This window comes from Flavihumibacter cheonanensis (assembly GCF_022352215.1).
Taxonomy (GTDB): Bacteria; Bacteroidota; Bacteroidia; order Chitinophagales; family Chitinophagaceae; genus Flavihumibacter; species Flavihumibacter cheonanensis.
In genome coordinates this window covers 91,848-113,387 of the sequence record NZ_JAKRWF010000005.1, presented here as the reverse complement: position 1 = coordinate 113,387, position 21,540 = coordinate 91,848, and the positions used below count along the sequence as shown (strand labels likewise).

Sequence of the window (21,540 nt, the reverse complement as noted above, 5' to 3'; positions counted from 1 at the left end):
TCCTTTGTTGATGTTTAATAAGATGGCATATCGCTTAAATTTGACAACATAGAAATAACTCCAATACCTCCCTGTAACTCCAGATTGCCCTTTACATTCACACATAAAAAACGGATATGAAAAATTGGTTACGTACCTGCCTGACTGCAGTACTGATAGTTGGTCTTACCGGATCAACAATGGCTCAGGCTCCTCTGGTCGAAGACCTGGGTTACAAAGGAGGAAATATCAAAGGCATTAAAAAGCTGGACAAGGCGCTGCATTTCCTGGTAATCGGCGACTGGGGCCGAAATGGAGAAAATTACCAGAAAGAAGTAGCAGCCGGTATGGGTAAGGCGGCCCATGATCTGGACGCGGATTTCATAATTGCAACGGGCGACAATTTTTATCCTTATGGAGTAGCCAGTACCCGGGATTATCACTGGATCAGTTCCTTTGAATCCATTTACCGGGCACAATCGCTGCATGTACGGTGGTATCCGGTGCTGGGAAATCACGACTATGCATCTAACCCCGATGCACAAGTGGAGTATAGCCAGATCAGTAGTCGATGGAGCATGCCATCCCGTTATTACAGCAAAAAATTCCGGGAAGGTGATACGGCAAATTCTGTTTTGATACTATTCCTGGATACGGATCCTATAGAAAAGGAAATGCGCGGCCATGGATACGACTCGGTTAAATACCGGAAAGGATATGTGCAGCAACAAAAAGAATGGATCATACGCGAGCTATCCCAATCCAAAGCAAAATGGAAAATAGTGGTTGGCCATCATCCGCTCTATACCGGCGGATGGAGAAAAGATTCAAAAGATGTAGCCAACATGAAGGCATTCCTGGAGCCCTTGTTTCACCAATACAAAGTGGACCTTTACATAGCTGGGCATGAGCATCACCTGGAACATGTAAAACCAGCCGGACCAACACATCATATCATTTCCGGTGCGGGATCAGAAGCAAGACCGGTTCAATTACATCCGAATGGCGGAAAATTTGCTATAGGCACCCAGGGCTTTGCAACCTTTTCTGTTACGGGCAAAGAAATCCTTGTACAATTCATTGATTATAAAGACCAGATCATCCACACTGCAAGTTTACCAAAATGAAGAAATTAATTACACTGTTACTACTGGTATCCGGACTACCACCCAACAACTCAATTGGCCAGGAAAATCAACCAGCTTATACAATCCATTCTCATAACGACTACGAACAACCGATTCCATTTTGGACCGCTTATTATGCAAAAGCAGGTTCCATTGAAGTGGACATCTACCTTGAAATGGGCCAGATACTGGTGGGCCACGACAAAGAAGATTTGCGCCCGGAAAAAACCATCCAGGCATTGTATCTGGATCCCATCCGTCAGCAACTGAAGCAGCACAATGGGTGGTTGGGAGGCGACAGTAGTTACCGGGTACAATTTCTGGTTGATATCAAATCACCTACCAATCCCTGTCTTGACACCTTAATCGCTGTTCTGAAAACCTATCCCGAGATCATTGGTAGCAAGCAAGTACAAATCGTCTTATCTGGCAATAAACCACCGGTAGCTGATTTTGGCAAGTATCCGGTGTTTATTCTATATGATGGATTGCCATGGGAAAAATATGATCCTTCCATAACCAACCGCGTGCCCTTACTGAGCGCCAATCTTCGTAAGTATACCAGTTGGAATGGAAAAGGAATCATCCCGGCAACTGAACGGGCCGCATTGGAAAAAGTGATCAGGGAAACCCATCAGCTCGGAAAAAAAATAAGGTTCTGGAATGCCCCGGATTTTATCAATGCCTGGTATGAGCTTGGTAAACTGGGTGTGGATTATATGAATACAGATCATGTTACTGAACTGGCTGGATTCATACAAAAGTTTAAAAATTCCACATTTATCAATATGCAACCTGCCAGTGTGGTTTACCAACCCAGCTACAAAACAGACGGTATTAAAAAAGCTCCCAAAAATATTATCCTGTTGATTGGGGATGGGATGGGATTAGCGCATATTCATGCAGGTTATACAGCAAATTTCAACAAGCTGAACCTGTACCAGTTCAGGGCAACCGGTTTATCACGTACCAGTTCTTACGATAGTTATATTACAGACTCTGCACCTGGTAGTACAGCTTTTTCTGCAGGCATCAAAACCAATAACAGGGCTGTTGGAGTGGATCATACAGGTGTGGCTGTTCCCCTACTGCCTGTTTTTATGAAAGCGAAAGGGAAGAAGACTGCCGTTATTACTACGGGCGACGTATCGGATGCAACTCCTGCTGATTTTTATGCGCATCAGTCGGAACGCAACAGCAGTGAGGCAATTTTAAAAGACCTGGCAAAGGAACCGATTGATCTGCTGATGGGAGCCGGACAAACTAATTTCCCATCCATAATAAAAGAAGCATTGCCAGAATTTAAACTGGCCGAAACGGTAAGCGCATTGTCACCCACAGCAAGTGGAAAATGGATTGTACTGGAAGAACGTGCCGGAAAATCCATATTAAGGGGAAGAGGAAACTGGGCTGTTGAAGCTTTTCAAAAAGGGCTGCAATTTTTATCTGGCAACACAAAAGGATTTCTACTGGTTCAGGAAGGCGCACAAATAGACAATGGAGGACATAACAATCACCTTCCAACCCTGGTAACCGAATTGCTGGATTTCGATCAGGTAGTAAAAGCGGCTCTGGAATTTGCAGATAAAGACGGAGAAACCCTGGTCATTGTTACAGCCGATCATGAAACAGGAGGCCTTACGCTGGTAAATGGAGATCCCGCCAAAGGCAGCGTGAGCGGACATTTCAGCACCAATGATCATACCGCCACGCCTGTTCCAGTATTTGCTTATGGCCCCCGCTCCTATTTATTTACCGGTGTTTATGAGAACACCGCAGTTCATCACAAAATCAAGGAAGCACTCAAATAAAAAATGGCAGGAATTACTCCTGCCATTTTTAAACCAAACTGCTGCTCCTATTGCTCTAGGTAATTAATAACCCGGATTCTGAACCAGGTAATTCGGAATATTGGATGCTCCGTCGATAGCGGTTTGAGGAATCGGGAAAATTCTTTTCTGCGGATTGTTATCTGTTTTTTCCGTCCAGGTTCCTTCGTATTTACCAAAGCGAATCATATCGGTACGTCGCACCATTTCCCAATACAATTCAAAACCTCTTTCGCGGTACAGAATATCCAGGTTCATTTCAGTCAGCGCCGGAATTGTACCACGGGCAGTTCTGGCAGCACGTACAATATTTACGTCTGCAAGTGCCCCTGCTGCATCACCTTTCCTTAATTTGGCCTCGGCACGCATCAGGTAAATATCAGCGAGGCGTAGAATAACAATATTGGCTTCACCGAAGTTCCGACCACTAACAGACTTGCGGCTAAACTCATATTTCTCAACACGATAACCAGTTGGGTAATTGCTGCCTTCAGTGCTGAAATCAATTTCCTTGGTAAAGTTTACTGCCAGTGTTGGGCGGTTACGGGTATCATGAAAAAGAGGCCCTACTTTCATATCGCCATTCGGACAGCGAAGGAATACCCCATTGCGACGAATGAGTCCGTATTGCTGACCACGCAGAATTCCGCGGTTGATATGAAAATTAGCTGCGGGTACACAGGTATCATTTGCATTGGAATAAATCGTAAGATTTTCCTTGTAGAAGCGCTGATCAGCAGCAGCGGGATCTACCGGCCCGTATGCATTTTCCCATGTTTCATAAAAATCAGAAGTTATACCCGGACCATCGGTTCCATTTGCACCGGGGAATTCCGGCAAAGGAAACTGATCACCGGAAAGAGAGAAGTAAGCAAGGCGGTTGTGACCATTCAATTCTGCCCGCTGATCAACTGCAAAAATGATTTCCTTGTTGGTATTATTATCATCATCAAAGATGTCAAAATATTCCGGAGAGAACTGGTATGATCCGCTACTGATAATTTTATCACAGTATTCGATTACTTTATCCATATCAGCCGCTCCGAAATTGAATTGATTGGCATAAATGTCAGAATAGACAGGCGCATTTAAATGCAAGCGTGCCAATAACCCCCAAACTGCAGCTTTACTAAGCCGACCATGAGTAGGTGTATTACCCAATAATGGCTCAACTGCCAGCAACTCCGACTTTATGTATTCTACTGCCTCCGCTCCCCGGAGAATGGTAGAAATATCAGTTGGATTATCTTTCACAAAGATCAGCCCATATAGATCCAACAACATCCATGAATAGTAAGCGCGCATACCGCGGGCCTCCGCCAGGTAGGCTGGAGCAGAAGGGTCTGTATTTGAAGGAAGCGAATTGATTGCGGTAATACAACGCGACAGGCTTTGCACCAGTTCATTAAAGACATTCCTGATATTGGGATCAGTGGTGGAGAAATTATGGGTGTGCATACCGATATAGATACCATTATCTCCCCAATCGGTACCTCCCCGGTAAGGAAGGATAGCCTCGTCAGTAGAAATTTCCTGCAAAGCAAAATAACGGGTATGCTGGAAAAGAGAAGGCAACAGTGCATAAACTGGGGCAATTGCTCCTTCTGCTGCCTGTTTCGGAGTTAAGCCGGTAGCAGAAGATTCATCCAGCACCACTTCATTCAGCTTGGTACAACCACTCAATACCGTAGCGGTTGTAATAGCAATCATAAGGATCTTACTATATTTAAACATAACCGATTTTTTAAAATTGAACATTAATTCCCAGTATGAACGAACGGGCCCTGGGATAACTCAGATAATCAACACCGTAAGAAAGTACGTTATCAATGTTACGGTCAGCATTTACCTCCGGATCAAATCCATCATATTTGGTTATTACGAAGAGATTTTGTCCGGTCAATGAAAAACGAATCTGCTTGATAAACTGTCCGTTTCCAACTTTAGTCATAGGCAGGGTATAACCAAGTGCCAGGTTGTTCAACCGGAAGAAACTTCCATCTTTCAGGAAACGGGATGATACCCGGGCGTCGTTGGTAGTAGACTCCTCAGGATATTTCACTGCAGATGTAAATGTATTCACACCCTTCGCGATCAAAGCCTTGTAAGAACCGGCATTTTCGGTATTATCATAGAGTTTATTACCGGAAACTCCATTGAAGTTGATGGCTAAATCAAAGGCTTTATACCCCATTGTTCCATACAAGCTGAAGATTCTCTTTGGAAGTGCCGTTCCTAAAACCACCCGGTCGCGATCATTTACAAAACCATCCTGGTTCGCATCGCGATAAACACTTAGTCCGTCGCGGTCAAATCCGGTAAAATCCAACAGGTAAAAAGCACCAATCGGTGAACCGTTAATATAACCGTTAATGGTAGCCGAAGTAAGTCCCGAGCCCGATGCGGAACCGGATGGAATTACGGTGTAAGGAGAATTCTTCACTACGTTGTCAATAAAGGTGATATTACCACCAATCGTGTAACTAACAGGGCCTTTTCGATGCTGATAATTCAGATCTATTTCCACACCCTGGTTGATGATATTCATGTCCTTGATATTGGACCAGGTAGTAGCGGCTGGCTGAACGGGATCTGCCGGCGGAACCTGCAGCAGGATGTTATTAGTCACTTTGCGGAAATAATCAACCGTACCATTCAAGGCTCCGTTGAACAGGCCAAAATCAAAACCGAGATCGATTTGTGTTGAAACCTCCCACTGAATATCCGGGTTAGCCAGGCGGGTAAAGAATACACCGGCAGGATAAGTAGTGCCGGCATCCAGCGGATAACTGGCATTACCGGAAACAGTTGCTGTGAACAATGGCTGGGTGATTTTAGCAGGAATTTCCTGGTTACCGGTTTGTCCCCACCCCCCTCTCAATTTCAAACTGGAAATCCAGCTACTGTTGAAGAATTTTTCCCGGTCAATATTCCAGGCTGCAGAGAAAGATGGGAAAATACCGTACTTGTTGTTTTCACCAAACTTCGATGAACCATCCGCCCGCAGGGTAGCTGTGAACAAATAACGGTTGTCAAAATTGTAATTCAATCGTCCAAAAAAGGACTGTAATTCATTCTGTACTGCATATCCGGAAGGTCGGTTGTTCGCCAGCGTTAGTTCCTGTCCGGTACCTGGATTGTAGATAGGTTCTACGCCTCCTATCGGGAATCGGTTGATGCTGGTACCACGTCCCTGCAGGTAAATATCCTGATAAGAATAACCGGCAAGCGCTGTAAACTTATGGATGTCGTTGATATTGAAGTTATAGGTGAAATAATGCTCCATCAATACGTTTTTATTGTACGTATTATAGGTTTCCAGGCGGCCATCGCGCTGAGGAACAGCATTGGGAAGGGACTGTACATCACGAACACCGGTAGAGTTATCAATACCAATGTTGATTTTATATTCCAGTCCTTTTATAATTTTCAAGGTAGCTGCAACATTTCCAATCACCCGGTTAATAGTCGACCAGTCTTTTTCCAGTTCCAGTGTTTTGAGCGGATTGATACCGTTTTCAAAAACATAGGGAGTACCATCTGCATTGCGGGCGGGAATGGTGGGGTTGGTGGAAATGGCGCCACCAATCAGACTTCCAATATTCGGACGCCTGTTAACTGTATTATTGGCATTCAGGTTGATATCCAGCGTAAGACGATCGTCCCACAATTTCTGGGTAATATTGATTCGTCCGTTATACCGTTTCAGGTCGTTACGCTGAATCACACCTTCCTGCAACTGCATACCCAAACTAGCATAATAGGTCAGTTTGTTCACACCACCGGAAACGGCCAGGTTATGATTTTGGGTGAATGCCGTTCTGGTGATCTCATCCTGCCAGTTGGTACTGCCGCCGAAATCTTCCAGTTCACCACCCAGGGCAACGACCTGCCTTTTATATTCATCTGTTGAGAATAGCGGCAATGGATTCGCGATTTTGCTAACACCGGCAGTGAAATTGTAATTCACAGAAGAAAAGCCGGATCTGCCTTTTTTTGTGGTAATCAGCACTACACCATTGGCACCTCTGGCTCCGTAAATGGCTGTTGCGGAAGCATCCTTCAACACATCCATTGACTCAATATCCTGAGGATTCAGGAAGGTAAGCGGATTGACAGCTCCTCCCGTTGATGAATTATCAAGCGCCATACCATCAATTACAAAAAGTGGCGTACTTCCGGTACGTACACCGCCCGGACCACGAATGGTAATGCTCTGTGGAGCACCAGGCTCGCCGCTGGAGGCGGTAACATTCACACCAGCCACCTTACCCTGGAGCAGTTCCTCGGGCGAGTTGATAATACCTTTGTTAAACTCTTCTGCTTTAATGGACTTCACCGCGCCGGTCAGGTCGCGTTTACTGGTTTTACCATAACCCACCACTACCATCTCATCCAGGCTCTTGGCAGACTCTTCGAGTGCCTGCTGAATCCTTAGAGGGTTGCCACTACTGTGGTTGAGGCTGGATAGTACTTTGTCGGCATATCCCACATTACTAATGGTGAGTCGGTAGCCAGTAGCATACGGAACTTCCTCAAACCGGAAATTTCCGTTGGCATCGGCCTGTGTAGTTCTTGAAAAACGATTGGAACTGTTTTCCAGCTTGACAGTAGAGCCTGGCAAAGGTTCCGACTGGGCATTTCGAACGGTACCTGTTACAGCACCGCCGGGAGACTGGGCCTGAATTTGCGCCAGCGTGCATAAAAGCAACAGGCAACAAAGACTCCAGCTCAGCAGTTTTGATTTGGTTGTCATGTTAGAAGAATTAAAAATTGGGTATAAAAGTAGATGGGACGTTTTGGGCAATCGTTACGAACAGGTTATTTAATCGTTAACTAAATCGTTAAACTTACCCTACGAATATGTTCCATTTCGGGCAATCTTTTGTATAAAAAAGTGCCATAGTACTTATTCAAACAACCTCATTAAAGCTTAAAGAAGATTTTCTTTTTGGAGAGGAAATAACAGAGATACCAGAGGATAAAAAGAGTGGCAAGGGAAGCCAGGATGGGCTGCTGCACAAAGATAGCCACCACACCATTGAGCCACTGATGGCCGACGGTTTCAAAAAAGAGGTAGATAAAAATGGCATTCATACCCACGACGGTTAAAATCCAGGCATACCTGTTCGCCTGCCGGATATCGGTCAGCCAGTAAAAAAAAGCCATAAAAACTAACACCCAGCCGCCTGATACCAGTACAAATGAACCCGTACAGATGCGTTTAATGATGGGTGATAGTCCGCCCAGGTCAGCTGCATAGCCAACCAATAACAGCGCCGTTCCGCTACTGATGAGGTACCGGAGTTTCTGCCCTGTTTGAAACCGATCATCCACCAGCAGTTTCCCGGCCAGTACACCCCAGATTGTATGGGCACTGGTTGGAATAAAATTGACAAATACCCAACCCCCGGAATTGATCTTACCCATCACGAGCATATCGGTAAAAGACCCAAAATTCTTTCCCATCACGAACGGCTGATTGAATTCACCCACCAGCACAGTCCGGTAAAGAACCTCCGAAAGCAGGATCAGGCCGAAGCTCACCAATGCCTGAACCAGGTAAGATTTTCGGATAATCAGATAAGCGATAAGGGTAGTGAACGCAAGCTGTGTCAATACATTCCAGAGTTCCCAAACCAGTTTGCCACTATATACACAATGCAGGGCCGTTCCACAGAGAAAAAGCTTAAGGCAACGGAACAGAATATGAGGAAGATTGTCCTGCCAGGTTATTCCCTTTTGTTGTTTGAAATAAAATGATAGAAACATGGCTGAACCGGCCATCGTCATAAAGCCTGGCTGAATCAGATCCCAGAACCGAAGTCCATGCCAGTCGTGGTGAAAGAACTGCTCAGTTACCCGCTGCAACCAGGTTCCCGCTGCGGCCTTATCGAGCCGGCTGTAAAGAGAAGTGCTTTCAGCAGCGAGCAGGATCATGATCAACCCGCGCATGACATCCAGGGAAAGCAGTCGTTTCGCCATATACTTCTAAAAAAAGTTTAAATCTGTTTAATTTATGCCTGTTTCGGCGAATTAGCAACAGGCAAACGTTTGTGTTGAATTTATTTTGAGTAATTTTCCGGCGCCGAATGAGCTGGTTGAAAAATATACGGATTCCCTGCCTTCTGTTAGTAGTACTGACAGTTATTGGCTTTCATGGAGAAGCCGGAAAATCTCATTCAACCCAGGGCAGGTTTCACCAGGAACAATTTTCCACCCAGGATAAAACCCTTTCACATTCCGAAAATCAATGGATCAACGCGCCGCTACCAGAAAGGCCGGAAGAGTTGCTGTTTTTTGAAGAATCCGAAGACAAACAACAGTTCTGGATACTTGAATTAGGCAACCGGCAGTTATCCATCTGCATCAGTATTTTATTTGGACAGCCCGATCCCGAATTTGAACTGGAAGCTGTTCCATTTACCGGCAATCTGCCAATTACCCAGCTATCCACCAGCGAACGATTGAGTTCCCTGCAAATCTTCCGCATTTAATAGAGTTCTCCCCCAAGCTTTCTCATTTATTACTGCCTTTTATTTTTTTGATTAAATCTCCTATTTACATGAAGCAAATTTTCGTGCTTGCTGGTCTGTATGTATTACTGGCCAGTACAGGATGTGGACATAAAGCGGAAGAAAAAGAAACCACTACTCATTTTATCGTAACCCAACCACTAATTATAGATACCGTACTGGAAAGAGAATATGTAGCCCAGATCCGTTCGATTCAACATATTGAAGTTCGGGCCCAGGAAAGAGGTTATCTCCAGGATATTTATATAGACGAAGGACAAGCTGTTAAAAAAGGACAGTTGCTCTTTAAAATCATGCCTCAGTTATATGATGCCGAGGCGCAGAAAGCAAAAGCAGAAGTTGAATTTGCTGAGATCGAATACCAGAACACACAAAAACTGGCTGAATCGAATATTGTTTCTCCCAATGAGCTGGCAATGGCTAAAGCAAGACTGAACAAAGCGAAGGCAGAGCTCAATATTAAAAATGTTCACCTGCAGTTTACCAGTATATATGCCCCCTTCAATGGCATGATCGATCGCTTTCTTGTTAGGAAAGGCAGTCTGTTGGATGAAGGTGATCTGCTCACGCATCTATCTGACAATAGCCACATGTGGGTGTATTTCAATGTACCGGAAGCAGAATATCTGAATCTCTTTAATAACAGTGATATCAAAAATCAACCTGTTGAATTACGCATGGCCAACCAGCAAATTTTTCCGCAAAAAGGAAAGGTAGAAACCATTGAGGCGGATTTTGATTATGAAACCGGGAACATTTCTTTCAGAGCCACTTTCCCTAACCCAAAAGGACTTTTAAGAAATGGAGAAACAGGAAATATACTGGTTAAAGAAGCATTAAAGCAGGCCATCCTGGTACCACAAAAAGCAAGTTTTGAAGTGATGGATAAAATCTTTGTTTACATAGTAGATAAGGACAATACTGTTCATACACGTGAAATCAAAGTAGGTGCGGAACTGGAAGATTTATTTGTCGTAAACGGCGGCCTGAAACCAGGAGAAAATATCCTGCTGGAAGGTATCCGTAAAGTGCAGGACGGCGATAAAATTCAATTCCAGACAGAAGATCCGAAAGCCGTGCTGAATTCCCTCAAACTGCCGGTGAAATAATCCCGAACCTCAAAACTGAAGAACATGTTTAAAATGTTTATGCAGCGACCGGTACTCGCGATTGTCATCTCCGTGGTGATTATTTTCATGGGTATCCTGTCGATCGAAACCCTTCCGGTTTCGCAATTCCCTTCTGTTGCCCCACCGATGGTAGTAGTAAACGTAGCCTACCCCGGAGCCAGTGCCAATGTATTGGTGGAATCCGTGCTCATCCCGATGGAAAAAGCCATCAACGGAACACCTGGTATGAAGTACATGACATCCGATGCCACCAGTGCTGGTGAAGCCACGATCCAGGTAGTATTTGACCTGGAAACCGACCCCAGTCAGGCAATGGTAAATGTCAAGACAAGAATCGAACAGGTCACCAACCGCCTGCCGCCATTGGTTCAACGGGAGGGATTGGTAGTTAGCTATACTTCTCCCAATATGCTGATGTACGTGAACGTTTTCAGCACCAACAAAAATGTGGACGAAAAATTCGCCTACAATTTTGCCAATGTCAATATCATTCCGGAATTAAGCCGACTGAAAGGAGTAGGTAGTGCGAAAATCCTGGGTAGCCGGCAATATGCCATGCGAATCTGGCTGAAGCCGGATCGCATGCGAGCCTATAATGTATCCACAGAAGAAGTGATGGAAGCGATGGCGGAGCAAAGTGTTATCGGATCTCCGGGCCGACTGGGACAAAGCACGGGAAAACGCTCTCAGTCGCTGGAATATGTATTAACCTACCCTGGCCGTTACAATAAACCCGAGCAATACGAAGACATCATCATACGTGCTACTCCGGATGGAGAGATATTGCACTTGAAAGATGTGGCGGAAGTTGAACTCGGAAGTGAATTTTATGATATCTATTCCAACCTCGACAATCACCCTTCTGCGGCCATTGTATTGAAACAAACCTATGGCAGTAACGCAACAGAGGTAATTAAGGAAGTAAAGGAGAAACTGGAGGAGATTAAAAAGACATCTTTCCCTCCGGAAATGGAATACCAGATCAGTTATGATGTATCCACCTTCCTGGATGCCTCTATTGAGAAAGTTATCCATACCCTTACAGAAGCATTTATACTGGTAGCCCTGGTAGTATTTGTTTTCCTGGGCGATTGGCGATCAACGTTAATTCCCACACTAGCGGTACCGGTTTCCCTGGTTGGTGCCTTTATGGCGATGAAGTTTTTCGGAATTACGATCAACCTGATTACGCTCTTCGCCCTTGTATTGGCCATTGGTATTGTGGTGGACAACGCGATTGTAGTAGTGGAAGCCGTGCATGCCAAAATGGAAGAAGAAAATTTAAACCCTTATAAGGCTACCAAACAGGTATTGAATGAAATCAGCGGTGCGATCATCGCCATTACCCTCTTAATGACAGCGGTATTTGTACCGGTTGCATTTATGAGTGGACCGGTGGGAGTATTCTATCGGCAGTTTTCCATTACCATGGCCAGTTCCATTGTGATCTCGGGTATTGTGGCACTTACCCTTACACCGGTACTCTGTGCAATGATCCTGAAAAACAACCATGGCAAACCAAAAAAGAAAACACCCATCAACCTGTTTATCGATTGGTTTAACCGGAAGTTTAATGGTCTGTTAGGTTCTTATACAAAGTTCCTTCGGGTGATCACCCATCGCAGGGTGTTAACATTCGGTATGCTGATTGCTTTTTGTGCCAGCATCCTGTTTACAACAGCAGCGCTTCCTTCCGGATTCATTCCGGGAGAAGACCAGGGTATGATCTATGCGATTATTCAAACGCCACCCGGTTCTACCCTCGAACGCACCAATGATATCGCCCGCAAATTGCAGGAAATCTGTGAAAAAAATGAAGGCGTGCAATCTGTGTCGGCTTTGGCCGGGTATGAAATCATGACGGAGGGCCGGGGCTCTAATGCAGGAACCTGTCTGATCAACCTAAAAAACTGGTCGGAAAGAAAGCAATCGGTTCACGAGATCATTGAAGAGCTGGAATCAGAAGCCAAAACAATACCAGGCGCCACCATCGAATTCTTTGAACCACCAGCGGTTCCGGGTTATGGTGCAACAGGTGGTTTCTCTCTTCGTTTGCTGGATAAAACCAACACGGGCGACTATAAGGCATTCGGTGAAGTGAATACTGCTTTTATGGAAGCCCTGGAAAAAAGAAAAGAGTTAACCGGGCTCTTTACCTTTTTTGCTGCGAACTATCCGCAGTATGAGTTGGAGATTGACAACCAGGCTGCCATGCAGAAAGGCGTGTCCATTGGCAAGGCAATGGATAATCTATCCATCCTTATTGGGAGTACGTATGAACAGGGTTTTATCCGCTTTGGAACTTTCTTCAAGGTATATGTGCAGGCAGATGCAAAATACCGGGAAATGCCCAGCGATCTGATGCAACTCTATGTAAAAAACAACCGGGATGAAATGGTGCCTTATTCGGCCTTTATGAAGATCAAAAAATCTCAGGGCATGAATGAGATTACCCGTTATAATATGTACACTTCCTCCGCAATTAATGGTTCTCCGGCACCCGGTTATAGTAGCGGACAGGCTATTGATGTGATCAAAGAGGTTGCCAAAGAAACCTTACCGAAAGGCTATGATATCGACTGGCTGGGACTTTCCAAAGATGAGGTACAGAGAGGTAATGAATCCCTTTATATATTTCTGATTGTACTTGGATTTGTGTACCTCGTGCTGGCGGCCCAATACGAAAGTTTTATTATTCCACTAGCAGTGATTCTTTCCTTACCGGCCGGTGTGTTCGGAGCTTTCCTGTTTTTGAAAATGATGGGCCTCGCGAATGATATTTATGCGCAGGTAGGGCTGGTAATGCTGGTCGGACTCCTCGGTAAAAATGCGGTATTGATTGTAGAATTTGCTATCCAGAAACGACAGGAAGGATTTACCGTATTGGAAGCGGCGATTGAAGGAGCCAAAGTGCGTTTCCGCCCGATCCTAATGACCTCCTTTGCCTTCATTGCCGGCTTATTACCGTTATTGGTGGCTACTGGTCCGGGTGCAATCGGCAACCGTACTATTGGAGCTTCCTCAGCGGGCGGCATGTTGTTAGGAACCGTGTTTGGAGTAATTGTAGTACCCGGACTCTATTATGTATTCGGAAGCCTGGCAGACGGACGTAAACTCATCAAAAAAGAAGAAGACACCCCATTAACAGAAGAATTTTCACATCATGCAAAAAAGAAACATCCAAAAATACAGCTGGATCGTACTGACGACCCTGCTACTGGGCAGTTGTAAACTGCCGGCACTGGTAAAAAGGGAGGTCAGCAACACTGTACCAGAAAGTTATTCCGGTGCTACAACTGACAGCACGAACAGTGCCTCAATTAACTGGAAAACCATCTTTACTGATCCGGATCTGGGTGCATTAATAGATACTGCACTTGCGCATAACCAGGAGTTGAATATCCTACTTCAGGAAATAGAAATCAGCAAAAATGAAATCCGTGCAAGAAAAGGCGAATACCTGCCTTTTGTTGGCGTAAAAGCCGGTGCTGGAGCAACCAAAGTTCCGAGGTATACCAATATAGGAGCACTGGAAGCAACAACGGAAATCAAACCTGGAAAAGAAATGCCGGAGCCCCTGGGCGAATTTGGCATAGGCGCCTATGCCAGCTGGGAAGTAGATATCTGGCACAAATTGCGCAATGCAACAAAAGCTGCCAGTTTAAGGTACCTGGCAAGTATGGAAGGGAGAAACTTCATGGTCACCAACCTGGTAGCTGAAATTGCAAGCTCCTATTATGAATTACTGGCACTTGACAAACAATTGGAAATTCTGCAACAGAATATTGCCATTCAACAAAATGCGTATGAACTGGTAAAAGTGCAGAAAGAGGCAACCAAGGTAACGGAACTGGCTGTACGAAGATTTGATGCACAACTGGCCAGTACCCGAAGTATGGAATTCCATATCCGGCAACAGATAACGGAAACGGAGAACCGAATTAATTTTTTATTGGGTCGATTTCCACAACCCATTCCAAGAAACCGGGGTGATTTTGAAAAAAGCCTGGTACCTGCCCTGCAAACAGGACTACCAACTCAATTGCTGTTTAACCGTCCGGATATCAGGCAATCGGAATTGGAATTGTCTGCAGCCAAACTGGATGTGAGTGTGGCAAGAGCACAGTTTTACCCATCGCTTGGCATTCAATCGGCTATTGGATTCGGAGCCTTTAATCCGGGTTACCTCTTCAAAGCGCCGGAATCCATGCTGTTTTCATTGATGGGAGACCTGGCAGCTCCGCTGATCAACCGGAATGCGTTGAAAGCCTCTTACCTGAATGCCAACTCCAAACAAATGCAACTGGTATATAAGTACGAACAGAAATTGTTAAGCGCATTCCTGGAAACCAAAAACCAGGTATCCAATATCAGCAACCTTGAAAACAGTTACCTGCAAAAGAAACAGCAGGTGGAAGATCTGGTTCTATCGGTGGACATTTCGAATCGCTTATTTAATGCTGCCAGAGCAGATTATACCGAAGTACTGTTTACCCAGCGGGAAGCACTGGAAGCCCGGTTTGAACTGGTGGAAACCAAATTAAAACAATGGCAGGCTTCTATTAACCTTTACCATGCCCTGGGTGGTGGCTGGAAGTAAAAATCACATCAATATGCGCAAAGCAATGGCAGGTTTCTGTCATTGCTTTTTTTATTCCCTATTTTACGGTACTGGGTAACAAAACCATTTGCCATGAAATTCAGCAGCATACTCGCAGGATGTTTTCTCCTGGCTAGGACAAACTGTTTTGCACAACAGGAATCCATCCTTTCAGAAAAAAATACAGGAAACAAATTACCTGTTACCCATATGCGCTTTAACAATGATACTAACCTGGTTCAGTTTGCCATATTGAGCGACCGAACCGGTGGAATGGTGCCAGGTATTTTTGAGGATGCCGTAAAAAAAGCAAATCAATTACAACCACAGTTTATCATGTCTGTAGGAGATCTGATCAATGGATATTCTACGGATTCTATATTGATTGATACACAGTGGAAAGAATTCAACCAACTACTGGAACCGCTTAGCGTTCCATTTTTTTATGTATCGGGCAATCATGATATCAGTAATTCCTGGATGCAACAGGAGTGGATCAGACGATATGGCCAATCCCATTATTTCTTCGTTTATAGAAACACGCTTTTTCTTTGCCTGAATTCGCAGGATAATGGCGCTTATGGTATGTCGGAATCGCAGATTTCGTATTTCAGAACTGTTTTGCAGCAACATCAAAAAGTCCGGTGGACTTTTGTGTTTATGCACCAGCCCATGTGGACATCCAACAAAAGCGGTTTTGAGAAAATAGAAGAAGCATTGGAGGGAAGGAACTTCACCATATTTGCGGGTCATACTCATAACTACCTGCTTAGCAAACGGAACAACCATAAGTATTATATCCTCGCCACTTCCGGAGGCGGAAGCGAACGACGAGGTGAAGAGTTCGGCGAATTTGATCATATTACCTGGGTTAGCTTACAGGATAAAAAGGAGCCCATCGTTGCACATATCAAACTGGACGGAATTATTGATGAAAACATCGTCACAGAAGAAATTGCCAAAAAAATCCGTCCCCTTAAATCCGGTAGTTGGATGCAGCCAATTGCATATCGGCATTCGTCTGATAATTCAACCGAAATCACCCCCACCCTACAATTCAAAAACCCCAATCAAACACCACTAAGTATCAGCGGCAGCCTTCCGAATAGCACCTATTTTAAATCCATTCCTGAACGTATTGATACCATTCTTGCTCCAGGTGCAAGCATCAACTATTCTTTTAAAATCGAACACGCAACAAAGCGCGCCTTCCAACTGAAGGATTTGCCACCCATTGAACTAGAGCTACAAGCCAGTCAGATACTGGAGGACAGATCGTATAGCCTGCCAGCTAAAAAAAGACTACTCATTGACTGGCCATTTTCGATAAGGAAGAATGAAATCATCCGGCTGGATCATCCGGAACAGGTAATCGAAGACTGGGATTGGTCCGGAACAGAAGATCTTGATTTGCGATTTACTGTAGGGGAAAATGATAATTATTTACTGCTGAAGTACTTTATAAAAGATGACAACTTCATATTTCAAGCCGGAGATTACCAGGACCAACTATTGGTATACCTGGAAGATAAAAATCAGCAGAAATTCTTACTGACAATACATCCGGATCCGAAACAAATTAAAAACTTCAAGTTTACTACTTTGGATGGGCATCCGGTTAAGATAAAACCACAGATTTCAAGCACACTGAAGGAGGACGAAATAACAGTAACCCTAAGACTTCCCAAAAAAGAATTCCTAAAAGTGGATGGAACATTCCGACTCAATGTTGGCTATATGGACCAGGATGATCCAACCAGTACAGAAGCTGCAATATTATTCTGGAAACCCAAATGGGATTCAAAAGAAAATTATCCGGGCTCAGGTACCTGGGTAAAATAATATCAACCTGCTGCCAGCGTTATTTTCTTTCTCCTTTTGCGACTCTTGTCGGCTGCTTCCATAAAAGAGACAAGCTCAATTGTTTCTTTTGATGATACAGGAGAAATCCCGGTTTGAAAAAATTTAACTAACTCTTCCAGTAATGGAACATAGCCCGTAAAGGGGCCTAACTGAACATTTGCTTTTTCACAGAAAGCAGTTCCGCCAAAATCAGCCTTCCCTTTCCTGGTTCCACGAAAGGTTCCAATGCGGCCATCTGCCCATTCACCAATTACAAGGTCGGTATCTGTACTATAAGAACGATATACTGAACGGCAGCCGGTACCCATTACAGCATATAACATTTCCACTCCATGAATACCATACCAGAACAAATCCGGATGTGTTTTTTCAATCGTAGCCGGACTATATGTATCAGCACCCAATACAGCTCCGAAATCACCCTTAGCCACCAATTTGGTATTGGCTGTATAACGAAGCGAAGAACTTGAAAATACCGGCACTTTAAACTGCTCAGCCGCCTCGTAAAGCGAGATGGCATCCTTTAAAGATGCTGTTACCGGCTTGTCGATGAAAACGGTTTTGCCCGATTTGAATACTTCCAGTGCCTGTTCAAGGTGACGTCGACCATCATTGGTTTCAAGGCAAACTACATCTACCTGGTCCAGTAATTCTGCGATAGAGGATGTAATGACTACTCCCATTTTTTTCATTTCTTCCGTATTTGGAGCAATACGGGAAGTGGATGAAACAATATCCAGGCTGCCATGCGGATAAGCCGCCACCACCTTATATCCTCCGGTTTCGGCTTCTACATTTTCCCGGTTAAACCACTTGGTAAACGCGATGCTATGGGAAGTATCCAGTCCGATAATACCAATTCGTTTTCCTGCAAGTACACCCTCTTCTTTTGCAGCCAGTAACCATCCCGGGCTTACAAGGGCAGCTCCTGCAAGAGAGGACTGAAATAGGAAATGTCGCCTGTTCATAATCTTGAGTTAAGGGTTAACAATTAAAGTTCTAATCGAAACAGGTTGGTTGATTTTTTATAATACAGCGTACCATTTTTATCCATGATCAGCATACCAGCTCCTTCCAGGATCCTGGTTACTGCCATTGTTTTTGGATCAACCTGAAAAATATCATTATTTGCTGACATATACACATTACCGTTAGGATGATGCACAATAAACGCATTCCGCCATACATGAGATCCAACTGGCTTTGCAGGATAGACGCTGCTCATAGCAGTTACTTTGCGTTTTTCAAGATCATATACAAATACAATTCCCTGAGCAAAACCCCAGATTTTGCCATCCGGCGCAACGGAAAGTCCGGTAATTGCAATAGCACCTGGAACAGGAATGATTTCTTCCACTTTACGTCGTTGTACCGGATCCCAGATAAAGAGTTTACCTTCTTTTTCAACAGGCTGAATACCTAGTCCGCCAGATATAGAGGTTCCTCCAATTACCAACCCCTTTGCTTCCACCAGGCTTATGACCGATTGTTTGGAAACCACCTCATCAAACTGAATCAGTGTATCCAATTCAATATCATATTCCACCAATGCTCCACCCAATTTTCCGTAATCCGGAACCTTACCAAAAAACACTTTATTCATGAATTGCATAGGCAATACAGCAAAAGGCCGGTCCTGCCCCTTTAATTTTCCCAGGTGACGGGGTTGATTGTGATCCGGCATCCATGCTTTGCGCATATCATACAAGTACACATGGGATTTAGGATAAATTCCCAAATAGAGCGTATCTCCTTTAAATGCCAGGCCTTCTGTTTGATCCAGTCCGTCTAATGCTGTTGTGGTTTGGGTAACCGGATTATACACTGCATGTCCGCCTGCCAGGTATCCTCCAATCCAAACCTTACCATCCGGAGCAACGCCAATAGATTGTATGTCGATGGGTCTGCGAGGCAATTCCAGTTTGGCGATTGTATGTTTGCTGGTTTTCGGATCATAGCTAAGAAGTTTACCTCCTTGTCCAATCATTCGCAGGCTACCGGTTTTATCCCAGTAACTGGCTAATCCGGCCATTCCTGTTTGTGTGATTTTTTTCAGCGTGGGTCTGGTTTTTGAAAAATCTGCCTCTATCAGACTTCCATCTTGTGTAAAATATACCTTTTGATTACTGCGCGATTTAATAACAGATCGCACATCAAAATCCTCCAGCACTGTCTCCAATTGATCTGTTCTGAGATTGAACACAAGGGTTCTGCGCTGTGTGCTGCTGGTAAGCCAGCCAAAAAGCAGGTCTCCTTTTTTTAATCCATTTACCAATCCAATTGAATAGATATACTGCTGATCCTTGTATTGCTCCGGCAGCCAGTCAGATTTTTTTCCTGTACGCGGATCGATCTCTACCAGGTTCGCATGTGATCCAATACCTGCATAGAGTTTGTCATCAGTTGCATGATACTCAATACTTCTAAGATATTGTTCGCCTTCAACCACCGGTCCCTTTCCAATATCGGTAAAACCTTCTTTTGGATGATACCGAAAAGCACGGCAACCCGGATAAGTACCGCCAAAGATTTCACCACTTTTACCTGCAGTCATATCCCATATGAGCTTCTCCCCTGCCAATGGAATTCCTATATCCTGTACCATATCAGTTCCAGGAAAATGACTGAACAGGTGGCCGTTAGCTCCGGCTATATAAACTATGCCATCGGTACTTACTACCAGGTCCCAACTGCCATCCGTACCCGAAAGTGGCTGATCCAGAATTTTTTTATTTCCATCCAATGAAAATCCAAGCAAACTGGCTGGCCTGCCACGAAGCACGGTATACAGGTATTCACTCCCTTCTCCCGTTCTTACAAAAACAGATCCCTGAATTACAGAAGCGGTAACCTGCGGTCCAAGATCCCTGGAGGAAATCTGTGCCTGGCTTTTGGTTGCCAACAACACACTAAATGCAATCAATAGAACCGAACTGATTTTTTTCATCGCTTATTTCTTTTTTATTGCATTCCTTACAGCACCTGCTGTTATATCATGTGCTTCATTTCCCCAGCTGGTCCGTATATAGGATAAAACCCCTGCCAGTTCATCTTCAGTTAAAAAATTAAAGGCAGGCATTTGTGGTTCTCTACCACTACCATTCCAAACCAGCCGGATCAGATCCGATGCATTACCGGTAACTTTAGGTGAACCGGTAAGTGCCGGAAAACTACCCTTTACACCGCTTCCATCTTCCTTATGACAGGAGGCACAATATTGTTGATAGATCAGTTGTCCCGGATGCTGCAGTTTCTCTGCTGAGACCAATGCATTTTGGGCTATTAAGGACTTGTTTTCTTCTATTTGCTCTTTGGTTAAGGTAAAAATCCGCAGGATCCGATCATCGCCATTTACCGGAAATCCTTTAGGCGGATTCCAGTCGCGGTTACTGGTAGACAGGTATACATCACCGTTAGGAGAAGCACAGATTGCCCTGAACCGGCCAAAGACGGAACCCAGATAAATCGAATCTGAAATAATTTGATGCCCATCGTCTGACAATTTCAACACATGCAGGGATTGTGCTTTCAATGTAGCAAGCAACAATGAATGATTCCATTCGGATATGTTGCCATGGTAATATACCATACCCGCTGGAGCAATGGTAGGTGTCCAGGCTTTCAAAGGATATTCAATAGCAATTTTTCTGGAAATGGAATCTTCCCGACTGGTATTGACCGTTCCCGGAATCAGTGGCCATCCGTAATTCCTGGCAGCTTGAATCAGATTGACTTCATCATCCGTTGCATCTCCATGTTCTGCTGCATACAATACATCTTTATCAGTTAATGCAAGTCCCTGAATATTCCGGAAGCCCCAGGCATACACATAGCTATTGGGATCAGGATTATCTGCAGGAATACTGCCGTCGGGGTTAATACGCAAAATTTTCCCATTCAGTGAATTCAGATTTTGGGCGTTTTCATCTTTCGCGATATCACCCGTTGCCCATATTATTTTTCCAGAGTTCTGAATTAATACTCTCGATCCGTTGTGCCCTGTGTTACCCGGAATCTCAAGTAGGATTTTTTCGTTAATAAGTGTATCTGACCTGTATTCATAGCGAACCAATCGCGATACAGGAACGGAATCTTTCAACATGGTATAATTCAATACCACAAAGGGGTTGGATTTCATATCCGGATGCAATGCCATACCAAGTAATCCGGTTGAGCGCTTTCTCCATACCTGTGGAATCTGCAACAATTGTTTTTTTATTCCATTCACCGGATCAATTGTACTGACTGTTCCACCCTGTTCAGTTATCCATAAACGTTGATCAAATCCCCAACAGATTTCCCAGGGAACATCCAGCGAATCTGCTACGGACTGAATTCCAAGAACAGTCTCATTTAGTTGTACAGTATACGCTAGTGGTAAATCCGTAAAAGCATTTTTTTCAGCTGATCCACCACAAGAGAAAAACAGTCCGGCTGATGAAGCCAGGACTGCCAATTGTTTCCATTTCATTTGAT

At 44.4% G+C, this 21,540-nt stretch carries 13 protein-coding genes; 7 read left to right on the top strand and 6 right to left on the bottom strand.

Features of this window, described 5'->3' with window-relative positions; translation table 11 throughout:
- Positions 1-116 precede the first annotated feature (116 nt).
- Both MD536_RS19475 and MD536_RS19470 read left to right on the top strand, forming a co-directional pair.
- Positions 117-1,106: a purple acid phosphatase family protein gene (locus tag MD536_RS19475; RefSeq protein ID WP_239603197.1), complete on the top strand. Its 990-nt coding sequence runs from the start codon at positions 117-119 to the stop codon at positions 1,104-1,106.
- Complete coding sequence (locus MD536_RS19470; RefSeq protein WP_239603196.1) at positions 1,103-2,917, top strand: alkaline phosphatase; 1,815 nt, start codon at positions 1,103-1,105, stop codon at positions 2,915-2,917. The genes MD536_RS19475 and MD536_RS19470 overlap by 4 nt, the downstream gene beginning before the upstream one ends.
- A gap of 63 nt (positions 2,918-2,980) precedes the next feature.
- Here the strand turns inward: MD536_RS19470 and MD536_RS19465 are convergent, their stop codons facing one another.
- The 3 genes from MD536_RS19465 to MD536_RS19455 all read right to left on the bottom strand — a co-directional run bounded on the left by MD536_RS19465 (position 2,981) and on the right by MD536_RS19455 (position 8,920).
- The gene (locus MD536_RS19465; RefSeq protein ID WP_239603194.1) at positions 2,981-4,669 is read right to left on the bottom strand and encodes a RagB/SusD family nutrient uptake outer membrane protein; all 1,689 of its coding nucleotides are present in this window, start codon (positions 4,667-4,669) and stop codon (positions 2,981-2,983) included.
- Between the two features lie 10 nt (positions 4,670-4,679).
- Positions 4,680-7,691, bottom strand: coding sequence for a SusC/RagA family TonB-linked outer membrane protein (locus MD536_RS19460; RefSeq protein ID WP_239603193.1), 3,012 nt, complete (start codon positions 7,689-7,691; stop codon positions 4,680-4,682).
- 170 nt (positions 7,692-7,861) lie between these two features.
- Positions 7,862-8,920, bottom strand: coding sequence for an acyltransferase family protein (locus tag MD536_RS19455; RefSeq protein ID WP_239603191.1), 1,059 nt, complete (start codon positions 8,918-8,920; stop codon positions 7,862-7,864).
- Positions 8,921-9,027: 107 nt separating this feature from the next.
- Between MD536_RS19455 and MD536_RS19450 the strand changes: the two genes are divergently transcribed.
- The 5 genes from MD536_RS19450 (at position 9,028) to MD536_RS19430 (ending at position 17,043) form a co-directional block, all read left to right on the top strand.
- The gene (locus tag MD536_RS19450; protein WP_239603189.1) at positions 9,028-9,432 is read left to right on the top strand and encodes a hypothetical protein; all 405 of its coding nucleotides are present in this window, start codon (positions 9,028-9,030) and stop codon (positions 9,430-9,432) included.
- 68 nt (positions 9,433-9,500) lie between these two features.
- Positions 9,501-10,580, top strand: a complete 1,080-nt coding sequence (locus MD536_RS19445) for an efflux RND transporter periplasmic adaptor subunit (RefSeq protein WP_239603187.1) — start codon at positions 9,501-9,503, stop codon at positions 10,578-10,580.
- Positions 10,581-10,604: 24 nt separating this feature from the next.
- A complete protein-coding gene (locus tag MD536_RS19440) occupies positions 10,605-13,832 on the top strand; it encodes an efflux RND transporter permease subunit (protein WP_239603186.1) in 3,228 nt (1,075 codons plus the stop codon).
- Positions 13,765-15,201 carry a TolC family protein gene (locus MD536_RS19435; RefSeq protein WP_239603184.1) on the top strand — a complete coding sequence of 479 codons (1,437 nt, stop codon included), beginning with the start codon at positions 13,765-13,767 and terminating at the stop codon, positions 15,199-15,201. Before MD536_RS19440 ends, MD536_RS19435 begins: the two co-directional genes overlap by 68 nt.
- Positions 15,202-15,294: 93 nt before the next feature.
- The gene (locus tag MD536_RS19430; RefSeq protein WP_239603182.1) at positions 15,295-17,043 is read left to right on the top strand and encodes a metallophosphoesterase; all 1,749 of its coding nucleotides are present in this window, start codon (positions 15,295-15,297) and stop codon (positions 17,041-17,043) included.
- Positions 17,044-17,045: 2 nt separating this feature from the next.
- Here the strand turns inward: MD536_RS19430 and MD536_RS19425 are convergent, their stop codons facing one another.
- Genes MD536_RS19425 through MD536_RS19415 form a run of 3 tightly spaced genes read right to left on the bottom strand, consistent with a single transcriptional unit; the run spans position 17,046 to position 21,535 of the window.
- Positions 17,046-18,032, bottom strand: a complete 987-nt coding sequence (locus tag MD536_RS19425; protein WP_239603180.1) for a Gfo/Idh/MocA family protein — start codon at positions 18,030-18,032, stop codon at positions 17,046-17,048.
- 23 nt (positions 18,033-18,055) lie between these two features.
- Entirely contained in the window at positions 18,056-20,011 is a 1,956-nt protein-coding gene (locus MD536_RS19420) for an NHL repeat-containing protein (RefSeq protein ID WP_239603179.1), read from the bottom strand.
- Between the two features lie 3 nt (positions 20,012-20,014).
- Positions 20,015-21,535 carry a PQQ-dependent sugar dehydrogenase gene (locus MD536_RS19415; RefSeq protein ID WP_239603177.1) on the bottom strand — a complete coding sequence of 507 codons (1,521 nt, stop codon included), beginning with the start codon at positions 21,533-21,535 and terminating at the stop codon, positions 20,015-20,017.
- Positions 21,536-21,540: the final 5 nt, after the last annotated feature.

Excerpts from the sequence above, each read along its gene's own strand:
- MD536_RS19470 (WP_239603196.1), top strand. The coding sequence starts at position 1,103 with ATGAAGAAATTAATTACACTGTTACTACTGGTATCCGGACTACCACCC.
- MD536_RS19415 (WP_239603177.1), bottom strand. The coding sequence starts at position 21,535 with ATGAAATGGAAACAATTGGCAGTCCTGGCTTCATCAGCCGGACTGTTT.
- MD536_RS19440 (WP_239603186.1), top strand. The coding sequence starts at position 10,605 with ATGTTTAAAATGTTTATGCAGCGACCGGTACTCGCGATTGTCATCTCC.
- MD536_RS19445 (WP_239603187.1), top strand. The coding sequence starts at position 9,501 with ATGAAGCAAATTTTCGTGCTTGCTGGTCTGTATGTATTACTGGCCAGT.
- MD536_RS19475 (WP_239603197.1), top strand. The coding sequence starts at position 117 with ATGAAAAATTGGTTACGTACCTGCCTGACTGCAGTACTGATAGTTGGT.
- MD536_RS19435 (WP_239603184.1), top strand. The coding sequence starts at position 13,765 with ATGCAAAAAAGAAACATCCAAAAATACAGCTGGATCGTACTGACGACC.
- MD536_RS19430 (WP_239603182.1), top strand. The coding sequence starts at position 15,295 with ATGAAATTCAGCAGCATACTCGCAGGATGTTTTCTCCTGGCTAGGACA.
- MD536_RS19425 (WP_239603180.1), bottom strand. The coding sequence starts at position 18,032 with ATGAACAGGCGACATTTCCTATTTCAGTCCTCTCTTGCAGGAGCTGCC.
- MD536_RS19455 (WP_239603191.1), bottom strand. The coding sequence starts at position 8,920 with ATGGCGAAACGACTGCTTTCCCTGGATGTCATGCGCGGGTTGATCATG.
- MD536_RS19450 (WP_239603189.1), top strand. The coding sequence starts at position 9,028 with ATGAGCTGGTTGAAAAATATACGGATTCCCTGCCTTCTGTTAGTAGTA.
- MD536_RS19420 (WP_239603179.1), bottom strand. The coding sequence starts at position 20,011 with ATGAAAAAAATCAGTTCGGTTCTATTGATTGCATTTAGTGTGTTGTTG.
- MD536_RS19465 (WP_239603194.1), bottom strand. The coding sequence starts at position 4,669 with ATGTTTAAATATAGTAAGATCCTTATGATTGCTATTACAACCGCTACG.
- MD536_RS19460 (WP_239603193.1), bottom strand. The coding sequence starts at position 7,691 with ATGACAACCAAATCAAAACTGCTGAGCTGGAGTCTTTGTTGCCTGTTG.